Annotated in this window: 11 protein-coding genes; 5 read left to right on the top strand and 6 right to left on the bottom strand. The window is 43.7% G+C overall.

Annotated features, from left to right (window positions below; genetic code table 11):
- Positions 1 to 7 precede the first annotated feature (7 nt).
- From SPB21_RS07160 to SPB21_RS07150, 3 genes are read right to left on the bottom strand one after another with little or no spacing between them, the layout of a single operon-like run.
- Complete coding sequence (locus tag SPB21_RS07160; RefSeq protein ID WP_499866107.1) at positions 8 to 397, bottom strand: hypothetical protein; 390 nt, start codon at positions 395 to 397, stop codon at positions 8 to 10.
- Positions 398 to 925, bottom strand: a complete 528-nt coding sequence (locus SPB21_RS07155; RefSeq protein ID WP_499866106.1) for a hypothetical protein — start codon at positions 923 to 925, stop codon at positions 398 to 400.
- Positions 926 to 934: 9 nt separating this feature from the next.
- A complete protein-coding gene (locus SPB21_RS07150) occupies positions 935 to 2,062 on the bottom strand; it encodes a ParM/StbA family protein (RefSeq protein WP_499866105.1) in 1,128 nt (375 codons plus the stop codon).
- Between the two features lie 296 nt (positions 2,063 to 2,358).
- On the opposite strand from SPB21_RS07150, the gene mobF reads away from it, so the two are divergent.
- The 5 genes from mobF to SPB21_RS07125 all read left to right on the top strand — a co-directional run bounded on the left by mobF (position 2,359) and on the right by SPB21_RS07125 (position 8,772).
- Complete coding sequence (mobF, locus tag SPB21_RS07145; RefSeq protein ID WP_499866104.1) at positions 2,359 to 5,466, top strand: MobF family relaxase; 3,108 nt, start codon at positions 2,359 to 2,361, stop codon at positions 5,464 to 5,466.
- 487 nt (positions 5,467 to 5,953) lie between these two features.
- Positions 5,954 to 6,166, top strand: a complete 213-nt coding sequence (locus tag SPB21_RS07140; RefSeq protein ID WP_499866103.1) for a sugar transferase — start codon at positions 5,954 to 5,956, stop codon at positions 6,164 to 6,166.
- Positions 6,167 to 6,230: 64 nt separating this feature from the next.
- Positions 6,231 to 7,277, top strand: a complete 1,047-nt coding sequence (locus tag SPB21_RS07135; protein WP_499866102.1) for an EAL domain-containing protein — start codon at positions 6,231 to 6,233, stop codon at positions 7,275 to 7,277.
- 200 nt (positions 7,278 to 7,477) lie between these two features.
- Entirely contained in the window at positions 7,478 to 7,663 is a 186-nt protein-coding gene (locus SPB21_RS07130; RefSeq protein ID WP_499866101.1) for a hypothetical protein, read from the top strand.
- A 356-nt stretch (positions 7,664 to 8,019) separates the two neighbouring features.
- Entirely contained in the window at positions 8,020 to 8,772 is a 753-nt protein-coding gene (locus SPB21_RS07125; RefSeq protein WP_499866100.1) for a response regulator, read from the top strand.
- A gap of 55 nt (positions 8,773 to 8,827) precedes the next feature.
- On the opposite strand, the gene SPB21_RS07120 is transcribed toward SPB21_RS07125, so the two are convergent.
- The 3 genes from SPB21_RS07120 to SPB21_RS07110 all read right to left on the bottom strand — a co-directional run bounded on the left by SPB21_RS07120 (position 8,828) and on the right by SPB21_RS07110 (position 13,235).
- Positions 8,828 to 9,202 (bottom strand): Hpt domain-containing protein, encoded by a 375-nt coding sequence (locus SPB21_RS07120; RefSeq protein WP_499866099.1) that lies wholly within the window; start codon positions 9,200 to 9,202, stop codon positions 8,828 to 8,830.
- Between the two features lie 62 nt (positions 9,203 to 9,264).
- Positions 9,265 to 11,625 carry an NACHT domain-containing protein gene (locus SPB21_RS07115; RefSeq protein ID WP_499866098.1) on the bottom strand — a complete coding sequence of 787 codons (2,361 nt, stop codon included), beginning with the start codon at positions 11,623 to 11,625 and terminating at the stop codon, positions 9,265 to 9,267.
- 209 nt (positions 11,626 to 11,834) lie between these two features.
- Positions 11,835 to 13,235: an O-antigen ligase family protein gene (locus SPB21_RS07110; RefSeq protein WP_499866097.1), complete on the bottom strand. Its 1,401-nt coding sequence runs from the start codon at positions 13,233 to 13,235 to the stop codon at positions 11,835 to 11,837.
- Positions 13,236 to 13,342: the final 107 nt, after the last annotated feature.

Raw genomic sequence — 13,342 nt, 5'->3', positions numbered from 1 at the left:
TGACTCGTTAGTTGATTTCTAAATCAGTCTTTCGAGATTTTAGCGGCTGCCCCTGAGAGGTTGTTGTCTTAACTTGTTGCCACAACTTCATGACAGTCGATCTCACATATTGACTCATGGGTGCAAGCGGTACCTTGTTCTGATGCACCTGGTATTGCATGTAAGGACTTTGATGCAAAATCCTTGCCACTAATTTAGGTGAATGTCCAGTCGTTAACCCCTTCAACGCTACCGCCTCATCCAACTTAACGGCTGCCCAATCATTCTGGGCAAATCGTTCATACAGGGTGCCATAGTCTATCTGAGGTTCTCCAATAACAACCCGCGCCAGCTCCAAATACTGTTGCCGCGCTACTACGCCACGCTCATTTGCCGGTTCTTTAGGGGTTAAATCCATTTATGCCACCGTATCTGACTCATCCAATAATTCTCCCAGGGCAGTCGCCTCATCAAAATCCACTCCCTCGTTCTGGGGAATGGCTTCGCTCACCTCGCTCGGCTCCTCTGCTGTGACTTGTTGGTCCCCACCTTGGGATGCCAATACCCCGGTCACAATAAACTGCTGCAACACTTCACCCATGGTCTGTTGAATCGCCTGCTTCAACTCAGGACTCACCTGAGCCGATTGGGGCGATTCGATGCCAAAGGTTTGGCAAATCAACTCAATCTGACGACTAAGTGCCGCCACCGATTCTCTGGCCATTCCTTGCAGTTCGTCTTCACTAAGATCTTTCATCGCCTGATAAGCAAAGGGTTGCCAAAAGGCCGACATCGCCTCCAGTCCCTTGTGCTTACCCAAACGAGCGGGTATCTGCTCATTCTGAATCAGATACTCAAACACCACCCCGATGGGTTTATCGAGATCCGCATTATAGGAAAACAAAATCCGCTGGCGTTCCGTGTTCGCTTGTCGTTTCCGGGGCATTCGCATCTCCTAGGCCGTTACCTTGCATAGCTTACCGATGAGGCCCTGAAATAGACCGTAACCGTCCACCATTCGTAACGGTAGCGTTGGAATAATGGCCGATTCCGGTAATTGACTGGCAATGGCCGTGAGCTGAGACTGGCTACCATCGGCAAATGTGACACGATCTGTCAGATTCAAGCTGTCAAAGTAATCTTCCAGCCTGGGTCGCAACACATGGGAGGCTCCACCACTGACAGTGATATCCACGGCTGCATTGCCCAGTTGCTTAAACACATGGTCTTGCAAATGTACCTGCACCGCTTGCCAGTAAGTCTGCCGCACCGCTTCAGCCAGATCACCAAAATCATAGAGACTACCACGCGACTGAGAAATCTGCTGGTTACGTCCCGTCATCAACGCATTCATCAAGGCCCCATAGTCAGCGGTCGTGACACCCAAGGAGCCAGCCGTCTTTTCAAACACCGGCCAGAAACCGGGACCATTGGAGCTAGAGGCTGTCACCCGCAGTGAACCCCCTTCAAAATATAGAGCTGACAAATTCCGGTGCCCCATCATCAGCACCATCATGCAGCGTTGAGCAATGGACTGACCCAAGGATTCCAACTGCTGTTTGTGTCTGAGGTAAAGACCAAACCCCTCAGGGAAGAACTTCAGCGATAGCCCTATCCGCTGGGGAGTATCTCGAAACTTAAAGCCCGACTGACAGAGCGCCTGCAGTTGCTCGGCCACCTCATTGCGGGTGCGAATTTCTGTGAGCGGTAATGCCAACCAGACGGTTGCATCGTAGTGGGTGGGGAGTTCTTCGGCGGTTGAGATCGCACCCAATGCAGCAGCAATCTTATAGGCTGCCATCTGCGATTTCTTCGCCATCAAGCTATTGGTTTCCAAGAATGCCTTGGCCGCATCCCCCACCAGCACAATTTCATCATCCAGTTGTAACCAGGCACACTCTTGAGGCCGACCCGACGCATTCAAACTGGGCACCGAAACTGCGGATAGCCCATCGGCCACTTCCGCCCCCATCCATAGCGGCACCGTTTGGCCTGGATGCACCCGATAGAAAAACTTTGAAGCCGACGAACCCAGGTCCGCCGCTAGATAAATGTGTGGATTTGCAACTGTAGTCAGAGTCATGTGTATCTCCAAATTCCGACAACGCCCATGCTAAGGGCATTAAACCAGTATGGATATAAATGGATAAATAATGAAATATAGTTGACCAAAGAATAGACATATTGGTTAGTATTGGAATCGGATTTCAGGTTTTGTCTACCAGGTTACGCCCCGATCCGGGGCTTCACGGGGAGGCCACACAGGACGCCAAATTTTTGGCAATTTTCCCCTATCCACCATCTATCAATAGTTTCAAGTTTTTTCACATCATCTACTCGTTTCGCCCGATTGTTGTGTCGTTTTAGACCAGACTTTCCGTGCTTTCCACGAGTAATCTCTCAGCCCATCAAGCGGCCCATTACTACTCAAAAGAAGACTATTACAGCCAGGAAGAGGGAGTCTCCCCATCTCGCTGGTTAGGGCAGGGTGCGAAGAAATTAAATCTCTCTGGCGATGTGGATACCGAGACCTTTCAACAGCTGTTGCGAGGTCAAACAACCGATGGTCAGAATTTATTCAGCCGTAAAGTCAATGTCGATAAACGGCGAGCCGCTACAGACTTTACCTTTAGCGCGCCGAAGAGTGTGAGCATTGCTGCCCTGGTGCAACAGGATGAGCGGGTGGTGAAAGCGCATCATCAGGCGGTTGCCAAAGCTCTTTCTGTTTTAGAAAAACGCTATGCTCAGACGAGAATTTCAACCGAGACGGGACGGCAGCGGATTAAGACCGGAAATCTCATCACAGCAGTCTTTACCCATGGCACCAGTCGAGAAGTTGAGCCTCAGCTCCATAGTCATTGCGTGGTGTTAAATTCTACTCAGTTAGACGATGGTCGCTGGTTTAGTTTTAGTAATGAGCAGGCCATTGCGAATAAAAAGCTGCTGGGTCAGCTCTATCAGAATGAACTGGCCCACTTGCTCAAGCGGCAGGGGTACGACATTGAGCCCAAATCCCATGGACAGTTTGAGCTAAAGGGCTATGACCCAGAATTGCTGAAAGCCTTTTCTACCCGACGAAAACAGATTCTGTCGTTATTAGAAGAATGGGAGTCTGAGGGGAAGAAGCCCACTGATTCTAGTGGCAAGGAAATTCAGTCGGAGATGCTGCTGCGGGAGGCGGCAAATCTGAAGACTCGGAAGAATAAACCAAAAGTAACCAGTGCTGAGCGATTGCTAAAGGGATGGAAGGCGTTTGTGCAGTTGAAGGGGTTGGAGTTACCAGAATTGCCGGGGGAAGGGATTGCGATCGCTAATCAGAAAATAGTTAAGGCCAAGTCAAATCTAAGACCTGCCATCCAGCATTGTGGTGAGAGGGATGCAGTCTTTTGCCAGACACACCTGGAGCGGTTTGTGTTTGAGCATCATTTGGGGGAGCAGAGTTGGGAGGAGTTGGAGAGTGCGATCTCAACCAACCCTGAACTCATCAAAGTCGAAGAGCAGAAATTCACCACCCAAGCAGCTCTGAACCTGGAACTCAATACCATCCGACTCATGCAGCAGGGGAGGAAAAAGATTGAACCGCTGGCATTTTCAGAATCGTTGGTGATCAATTCCACTCTTACCCAAGAGCAACAGCAAGCTATTCATCTTACCTGCACCACCTCCGATCAGTTCATTTCATGGCAGGGTTCTGCCGGTTCCGGTAAAACCTATGCTCTGAATACGCTCAAGCAAATTGCTCAGGATCAGGGCTATCGGGTACGAGGTTTTGCCCCTAGTGCTGAAGCGGCCCATGGGTTGGGAGAGGCATTAAACATTCAAACAGAAACCGTGGCAGCATTATTGGCTTCTCAAAATCGGGAAACTGCAAATGCTATCTGGATTGTGGATGAGGCTGGACTACTCAGTATGAAAGACGCTCAGGCATTGTTGACTCGTGCCACTGTTGAACAGTCCCGCGTGATTCTAGTGGGTGACACGAAACAGCTCTCTGCTGTGGAAGCGGGCAACCCATTCAAAAGTTTACAGGCAGGGGGCGTTACTATGGCTTATCTGGATGAAACTCTCCGACAGCAACGGCAAGAACTGAAAACAGCCGTACAGCTGATCGCCCAAGGTAAGATGATTCAGGGTATTGACACTCTGGATGCGAATGGATGTATTCGGGAGGTTGAAAATGCTGACCTTAGACGCAAGCAATTGGCCCAGGATTATTTGGCACTATCTTTAGAGGAACGAGAGCAAACGCTGATTCTGGCAGGCACGAATCAGGAGCGATTGGCGTTGACCCAAGCCTTACGAGATGAGCTTCAGTCTGAGGGGAATTTGGGGCAGAACACATTTACTGTTGTGGGTTTGCGCCAGAAGAACATTACCAAAGCTCAGGCAGAGTATGTGACAGTATATCAGCCAGGGGATGTGCTGGTACCGACCCAGGATTATAAAAAGCAGGGATTGTTGAAGGGGCAACAGTATACGATAGTTTCATTGGATCGGGAGAACCAGCGGCTACTGGTGGAGACGCCGAGTGGTCAGGTGATGGAAGTTGATCCAGGGTGGTGTCCGTTGAAGTCTGTATATGTGGGCCAGGAGTTTCAGGTCGCTCCTGGCGATCAGCTGCGCTGGACTAAAAATGATCGGGCTAATAAACGACGCAATGGCCAGCGGTTGACGGTCCAGCAAATTTCCCCCGATGGCATTGCTCAGATCACTGATTTAGAAGGAAATACACAGCAGATCAATCTCAGTGGTCGGCAATATCTGGATTATGCCTGGGTGAGTACAACCTACGGTAGCCAGGGTAAAACAGCAGATCGAGTGATGGCTCTGATGGATAACATCACGACGAATCGTGAGTCCTTCTATGTGACGGTATCTCGCGCCAAGCATCATTTAGCGTTGTATATGGCTGATAAGGTAGAGCTGTCGCAGTGGGCTGAGGTATCGAAAGCTAAGGAAAATACTAGTGATTATGTTCCGTTGGCTCAAGTGGTGGAAAAGAACGTTATAAGCTCACTTGAAAATCCTCAAAGCAACTCTCCAATTATTAAACAGCCTATAGCTACGACAATTACAAAAGAGTCATTAGGACAGGAACAATCTATCGTCCCTCATGAGATTACTCATCCGGATATTGACCTACGTAAAACTGAATCTCTACTCCCCAAATCAAATAGTCAGACATCAGCGAAACAGAAGTACGTGGCTCTTTGGCAAGAATATAGCCAGGGGCTGATAGTCAGTGACCCTGTGAATCTAGACATCAAGGTTGCACGGCGAGCTTTGAAGGGTGGCCAAACCCAGAAGGATATTGCTTTGATGCTTTCGGCAGGTAGTCCTATGGTGCGGCGACTCATTCAAGATCAAGGCAAGCAACCAGCGATGCTCTATGTGAATCAGACGGTGCGAAAAGTTATTATCTGTCAGAGGGTGCAGAATACTCGGTTGCATAAACTGCAGCGTAATCGGCAAATGGAACTGGTATGAGAAGTTGGTTAGGGAAATGTGATGCTTCATAGGGGGTATTTACCACTACACGCGCATCCCTTAAAAGATATGCCCAAAAAAACCATGCATGTAAAAGTTATACATAAATCAAACGTAACAGTAGCAAGAAGCCTAACGTCGGTCACAGATAGTAAGACTATCGCTACACAGGATTTGAAATCGACCGATGACAAGCTTCACCACATCTGCTGCTAACACCTCAGCTACTTTCCACCTTCCACAGCCTGTTTCTAAGCCTCAGGTTTTGATGAATCTTTTTAGAACCTATCGTTTGCAGTGGCCTCAACAGGGACTGTTTGTTGCTCTCCATGGGGCCCCATAGCAGGTCGCCCCTGCACTCGTTGCTCAACTGGCTACACGTCTGGCTAATTCCCCTGTTCGCTATGTTTATATCGATGCGTCTGTTTGGGAAGCCCAGGTAGCGGCCTGGGCTAAGGCTTGTCAGCAAGCGGTTAAACCCATTTATGTGCGTTCTCGGACTGCTGACCAAGCACCTGCTACATCAGCATGGTCTCATCAGCGGTTCAATACTATTCTTAACCCTGTGATTTCAGTGATCGCTGAAGTAGTTAATACGAATAGGTTTGAGCCCGTTCTTTATACGCAATGGGCTATGGGGCAACGGGGTAAGGTCTTCCAGGCATGGAAGTTCCGCACCATGAGAACTATGACGGTTTAAAGGAAGCTAGCTTGATCACTATCAAGATATCAATGGAAAAACTTTTAATATTAGGTCAAACTATATGAAATCCGCACTTCATTACCCTTCTGATAGCCATCTGCATAATTTATCTGCTCTTGTACAACATGAATTGCAGTATCCTCTTAGGAATTTGCAAGGAGTAATTCAGAAGCTGAGTTCGGGTCAGCTGGGGCAACTTTCAGGAGAAGACAATCAGTTACTACAAACTGCCACTCTGGACCTAGATCGGTTAATCCGTCTGGCTAAAGCCGTTAAAACTCAGCCAACAGCTCTCACAGCGTTGTTGTCTCCAAAACAAGCACGTCTGTATCAGTTAAGACAAGATTTACCCATTGCCATCAAGAATCAGGAGATTAATCTGGTTTATCAGCCGATTATATGTAGCAAAACAGAAACTGTATATGGTTTTGAAGCCTTAGCCCGCTGGCATCACCCGACCTATGGACTCATCTGTCCCACTATCTTTATTCCCCTGACAGAGGAAGAAGGAGTAATTCATCAGATGGGGCAGCAATTAACTACCATAGCTTGCCATCAATTGTGCCAATGGCAACAAGCTTTTCCTCAACCCTGTCCTCTGACCATGAGTGTTAATCTATCAGCTCTACAACTTACTCAATTAGTATTGGCTGAACATGTTGAGTATGTCCTGGCAACCAGTCAAATCGCACCTAACACTCTCAAACTCGAAATCACTGAAAGTGCCTTAGTTGAAAATGATCATGTAGTAGCAGCGGTAGTCCAAAAGCTTATAAATTTGGGTGTAAAGTTTCATCTAGACGATTTTGGCACCGGTTATTCGGCCCTATCTCGCCTAAAATCATTTCCACTTAATGCCCTGAAAGTAGATCGCTCATTTGTCTCTAAAAAAGAATGGGATATTTGCGAAATTATCTATGCTTTGGGAGAGAAGCTAAACTTGAATGTCATCGTGGAAGGGATTGAAACCCATGAAGATTTCGAAAAACTTAAGGGTATAGGGTTTCGGTATATGCAAGGGCATTACTTTTCTCGTCCTCTTACAGCTGATGACGCTGCTAATTTCCTATCAGGCTTTTGTCTTAGTGTTACTCCCAACCATTTTTAAACTATAGACTTGTTAGATTGTTGTTAAAAAATTGCTAAATATTTATGCGATTTCCTCAGACGAAAAGTTATTTAACTCACATCGTATAACGTCTAATCCTGGCTAGATATAACGTCTAATCTTGGCTAGGTTTAACTGCTATGTTCAATACCGACCAACTCACCGAGGGAAATTTAGAGTTTTTAGTAAGGACTGCTCCCATGAATAAAGAATTGTCTCTTGATGTAGCGGTGGCTATTGAAAAGTATCGACAAGGTTCTAGCTTATCGGCTGCGGAACATAGACACTTGCAAATCTTAGATAGTGCTATTGCAGATGGCTGTATTATTCCTATAGGGCACCTCGACCATAACCAAGGTATTATGAATTCAAGTTCAAGACTATAGGAATAATTGCTACTTTTTTTGATTTGCAACATGTTGTTTTCCAACCTGAAGTAGGTAATACTATTATAAGAGTTGAATCATCAGTGCATCCTCAATTAACAAGCATATAGAGACACATTAACTCAATAAAATCGTTAGTATTTTGCTCGAGAGTTACTGAAATCTTTAGTGTTTCAGTGGGGGAAGAATAGGTCTATGCCCTGACCCTGAATAGTCTTATCGCGTTTTTCTATCTGGTGAGGTACATGATTGAAACTGAAAAGAAGGGCAATTAAGGATTCCGATGCACCTCATCTGAATGGGAATCGCTATATCTAAATCATTTCTATTGTTTTGCCTGATATTACGCTCTAAGTATGTTCAACAGTCTATCCAATACAACAACTGAAGATGTCTTGATTATCGATGATACACCCGTTAATCTTCAACTTTTATCTAGCATGTTGCTTGAGGCAGGATACCAGGTACGCCAGGCAGTCAATGGTCAACAAGCTCTTAAATCACTCGATAAAAATATTCCTGACTTAATTTTATTAGACATTATGATGCCTGAAATAACAGGCTATGAACTTTGCAAACAGTTAAAAAGCTCTGAAAAGACGAAAGATATTCCTATTATTTTTATCAGCTCTCTGGATGATGCCTTTGATAAGGTTTTAGCTTTTGATGTAGGTGGCGCAGACTATATCACTAAACCATTTCGTGTGCAAGAAGTCATTGCTCGTGTCCAAAATCAGCTAACTCTTCGACAACAAGAAAAATTGCTTCAGAACCGATATGAGCAACTACAACAAGAAGTTTGTGATCTCAAAATAGGCGAAGAAGATCTCTATGTAGACCTTCATGCTTTAGCTCAAGGTCTACATACTGTCGCTAGACAAATGTCGATGAAATTGACAGCCCTACTTAAGGATGCACAACAAGGAGTAATGAAAAATGAAAATCATAGAAATAATTTCGATGAGCAGCAAAGACCCATAGAGTTCCAATCACTGCCAGACATTAGAATTTCCACTCAAGTTATTGAGCAAATGATTGAAAATTGCGATCAACAATTAAATTCAATTGATACTATAACTAGATTAGTTAATCCCACTAAACTTCAGTAGGCATTAGGCTAACAATTGATCTAATATCAATCATTGATCGGGTTTAATAGCCATTTTATGGTAGCAAAAGAAGTAATTTGGCCTCGACCTCACTATACTTTTTGTGAAGTTGAACGTTACACCAGTATGGTTCAGGAATGATACCAGAACGCCCATTTTGTTCTAAAAATTGACAAAGTTTGGATAACCTTTCGGCACCAATACTTGCACTGCTAGATCTAAAACTATGTGCAGACTCATAAAAGACTTTTGAATTTTTATTATTTGCGGCATTTAGAATGGATGTAATTCTTTTAGGTGAGTCTTCTAAAAAAATTTGAATTAGATTAGTTAAAACATCATGAGTACTATTACTGCTGATTTTGCGAATTGACTCAACTGTCTGAAGGTTCAGCACTGGTAATGTCTCAAATGATATTTGCTCTTGCATATTAGATCACCATAGCTTTAATTCAAATCATCCAGGATGTGAGGATAAATCTCTCCCTTAAGTTAAACTACTATTGCTTTTGTTCGATGTGGAAGTAACAGCTTTGCCAAGAGTTCGGAGGTAAAATCAGAGGTGGTTTGACTTTCCTGATAACAATTGATTAAGAACAAGTTCAGTTGATAGTATTGAGCCAAAAGTTTTTTTTTGTTAGAGTTAAGTGTTTGGAATTGGGCTATTTGGCGATGATCAACTAAAATTTTTCGAAAAGTCTCTAACCAATCTTTTCCTGAGTGTTCCCACCACTGAGAGAGAGAAGCTAGATCACTATCAAGTAGCGGGAGTTTCTGCTTGAGGTCATTTAGAGCAGCTTTAAATTCAGGAGTTAATACAAATTTCTGTTCAAGCTCAAAGTTAAAATTTAGAGTCAACATAGTTTTGATATCAAATTTTTGCAGTAGTATTAAACCAATTTCAAAGGTTCGAGCAAGTGTAAGATCAAGACTAAGGTCAGGATTTAAGGTTTGAGCAAGCTTGCTATCCAATGCATTAGCGAGTCTTAAGTCACGATCGCTAAACAGCGTTAGATAAAATGCTCGAACAGCTGCAGGACTATAACCTGTCTGCAGAGAGTTTACTTTCTGAGCAATAGCTTGCAAATACTCCTGACATTCAGACTCAGAACGAAGTAAAGTCTGAATAGAACAATGCATAGCTCCTAGAAGAGGATCAGCTACCGTCATCATATTAGCTGTGAGTTTTAGTACTTCATGCCAATTACTATCTAAAGTATGGGCAGCCAACTCCTGAATAGTTTGAGTGAGTGAATCGGAAGAGGTTTGATAAATAATATTTCGAGCAGTCAGATATTCTTGAAAAGTCAGATGAGAAAATGAATATACTTCTTTTGCGCGCTCAACAAGTAGACCATGTTGGACTTGAATAGCCTGTAAAATAGCTTCACTTTCTAAGTAGCATTTTTCTAAGTTAACAGTGTCATCCCAATCATTTAATGATTTCACATAGTCGACAATAATATCTAGCAACTCAGATTTTTCAAAGAAGTAGTGTCCTTTCTCAAAAGTTCTGGCAGCAATGCTTCCCAAAAGCCTAAGTTTCTCAGGTATAGATAATTTATAGTAAGTCTGATCCCGCTGGATTCCACGGGCTTTATCCCATCGTTCCAATAGGATATCCAAACCTGCTTGGTATAGTTTTGTTCGCTTTTTTGGAAAGTTCGAACGTGCGAGAAAAACTGAACAGAGCAAACTTAAAAGGATCGGCGTTCCCATCAACTCTTTTAAAGGCTGATTTCCAGGTATATCTAGCGATTCCAAAAAAATCTTAGTTTTGAGATGTGCAGCTTCTTGACTAGGAAGATTAGCGTTAAACCATTGTTGAGCAAAAATTTGAATCTGATCGCGGCTAAAGTTATCTACCTCAACATCCAGAAACCCTTGTAAGTAAGGACTATTACTCGTAAGACGGCTAGTGATAACACAAGAATTGTTTGGATATTTTTGCGTAAAACTCTGAATTTCCTTGAGTAACTCTATGCTTTCCTCTGAAGGAACCTCATCTAGACCATCCAACAGCAGGAAAAATCGGCCCTCTTGTAATAATTTTTGTAGGTGTAAACTGGTTAACTCTGTGCCCCGAAAGAGAATTAAGAGATGCTCGAATAAGCCGATTGTAGTTTGCTCAAGTGATATATTCTCATCAGAGGAAAACAAGCCATGGCGTAAGGGAATAAAAATAGGAATACAATCTGAACGATAATGACCAGCTATACATCGGTTAGCTAAATGCTGCAAGAAAGTAGTTTTGCCAGCCCCTGGCTTGCCTAATAGCAACACTTTTTTAGCCTCTTGAAGCATATCTATCGCATCTACTGACTCCGGATATGTTTGGGCTAGCTGGATACGCTGTTGCTGCGAATAAGAAGATTGTAAATCATTTACTTCTAACCACTGTTTGCTTCTCAGATGAGGCACAATTCGGATGGGGGTATACAATTGATCAAGAGGTAAGGGTACTCCTCTGTCTAAAGAGGATTGTAAAACACCGCATTGTTTAGATAGAGATGGTTGTAGATGATTGCGCAGTTGCTGTAGCCATTGTTCTTCAGTTTTCTCTGAAATAATTGCTGAGGCCTTAGTATCTGTATTATTCTCTTTGATACTAAGTGAAGCATTTAGTTTTGGAGGTAAATCTGCTATTTCTTCCCAGTCTAAATTAAGCTGAAAACATAGATCGATAAAGATATGGCGCTCAATAGGTCGTCCGGTTAGAAACTTCCATACAGATTGACGCGTATTAAGACCAACTTCCAACGCCAATTGCTCTTGAGTCCAACGGGTGCGATCAAACATCTGTCTAGCTTTGACTTGCCCCTCTGGAGAAGCTTTTAGTGATCGTTTACCCATACTTTAATAGTGCTCTATAAATCTTTAGTTAGTAATGCGTAGCTATCTACATTGATATTTCAGAACAATACCAATCATTGCTTAGACTGCGCTTCATTGAGAATACCCAGAACCGATACGGAATTCTAGATTAAAACCATGTCCAAGTTGTAGACCAAAACCTCCTCTACGAAAAACCCCCTGGTTTGGATAAGAATAGGCTTTAGTAGTCAGGATAATGATTGATAATACTTACGTCCGGCAATTCCTAATCCTAAAAATCCCCACATTGCCATGCCTGATGCCCCTAACATAAAAGGGCCCAGAGCCAGAATCGAAAATATACTGAGAGTAGCTGCTCGACAAATAGCCAAAAATGAATCGGATTGCCCTAGTTTATGTTCAAATGCACTAAATACTAATAGAAGAAACCCTCCAAGATAGGGAATTGCTCCAAACCATCCCAAAGTAAAAAACATATCGAGAATACCACTGTCCAGGGCTACTCGCTCTAACTTTCCAACCTCGTTAACCCGCCAAGTACCGCCTAATCCTTGACCGTAGGGATTGGATAGAGCAAGGTTAAAATTTTCTTTATAGGTTGCACTACGATCTTCTGCACTCGAATCATTACCACCTGCTGTAAAACTTTCTATACGATCACCAATCACATCGGAGAAAGGTTCAATCATCGTCAGTGGAACAACACAGAGTAACAATGTCAAAATTGTAACAATCAGTCGAATCTGTGCATTTGATTTGAGAGAAGAAATCAGTGTTAATAGACCTAAAATCCAGCCTAACCAGGCTGAGCGAACTAAAGATAACAGAAATGAAAGATACCCTACAGCTGCCGCTGGCATTTTAATTGGAGATTTCTCAATCAACAATACTAATAAAGCAATGGCCATAACACAGGCAAAGGGAGCCGGTGCATTCATAGTACTCCAAACCCTCATGCCCATAGGTTCGGGCTTACCAAAAGATACGGCATCAACAGCCACTAACCAGAATCCATCCCATTCTGGAGCCATTAAATATTGATAAACTCCATATCCTCCCATGACTAAGGCTCCCCAACAAAAAACACGTTTTGTATTGCTGGCCATGGTTGGATATTGTCGCCAGTTAGCCGAAATATGAAACCCCAGTAGAACGGGAGGCATCCAATCAAGAAAGGTCCGCACAACTGTAGCAATACCATTGCCACGCGCAATTCCCACTAATAAGGCATAGGCAATACCAATGGTCGCTAAGGCAAAAGGTAAATTCCCTTGACGCTGACTCTTAGGCAACTCACACACCACCGTAATACCTGCCACAAATGTGACCAGGTAAGGTGCAGTTAACATCAAACTTGTGGAGTCAAAACTGCCTCGATAGTAATCTGCCAAACGACGAATAAACGGTGCCAGAAAAGTAATCCACCAGTTGAACCCTAAATACAGAATAGGATTTCGCTGAAATAGGAAAAGAGCAACTGCTAGGGAGCCTACTGGGAAAAACAGGCGAATCAGACTGCCAGCACGGCCTATTGAACCTATAATGCTGATGCCGAACAAGGCTGCAATTACTAACCATTCGATAGAAATTCGTGATGACTGCAAATCAATCGATGGATTAGAGGACAATGTCAGAACAACCTAAGTGAATTTGAACGTATTATGGCCAGGTTGAGTTGAAAACTATCACCAGGTTAGATACTGACCTTAATCAAGAGGTATAGACCAGGTAAGAA

It is taken from the genome of Leptothoe sp. ISB3NOV94-8A, assembly GCF_043421595.1.
Taxonomy (GTDB): Bacteria; Cyanobacteriota; Cyanobacteriia; order Phormidesmidales; family Phormidesmidaceae; genus Leptothoe; species Leptothoe turfae.
Note: the sequence above shows the minus strand (reverse complement) of the source record. Positions and strands in the feature narration are given on the sequence as shown.

What these genes read in the sequence shown, in the direction of transcription:
- SPB21_RS07125 (WP_499866100.1), top strand. Translation starts at nt 8,020, where the DNA reads ATGTTCAACAGTCTATCCAATACAACAACTGAAGATGTCTTGATTATC.
- SPB21_RS07120 (WP_499866099.1), bottom strand. Translation starts at nt 9,202, where the DNA reads ATGCAAGAGCAAATATCATTTGAGACATTACCAGTGCTGAACCTTCAG.
- SPB21_RS07115 (WP_499866098.1), bottom strand. Translation starts at nt 11,625, where the DNA reads ATGGGTAAACGATCACTAAAAGCTTCTCCAGAGGGGCAAGTCAAAGCT.
- SPB21_RS07155 (WP_499866106.1), bottom strand. Translation starts at nt 925, where the DNA reads ATGCCCCGGAAACGACAAGCGAACACGGAACGCCAGCGGATTTTGTTT.
- SPB21_RS07150 (WP_499866105.1), bottom strand. Translation starts at nt 2,062, where the DNA reads ATGACTCTGACTACAGTTGCAAATCCACACATTTATCTAGCGGCGGAC.
- SPB21_RS07130 (WP_499866101.1), top strand. Translation starts at nt 7,478, where the DNA reads ATGAATAAAGAATTGTCTCTTGATGTAGCGGTGGCTATTGAAAAGTAT.
- SPB21_RS07160 (WP_499866107.1), bottom strand. Translation starts at nt 397, where the DNA reads ATGGATTTAACCCCTAAAGAACCGGCAAATGAGCGTGGCGTAGTAGCG.
- SPB21_RS07135 (WP_499866102.1), top strand. Translation starts at nt 6,231, where the DNA reads ATGAAATCCGCACTTCATTACCCTTCTGATAGCCATCTGCATAATTTA.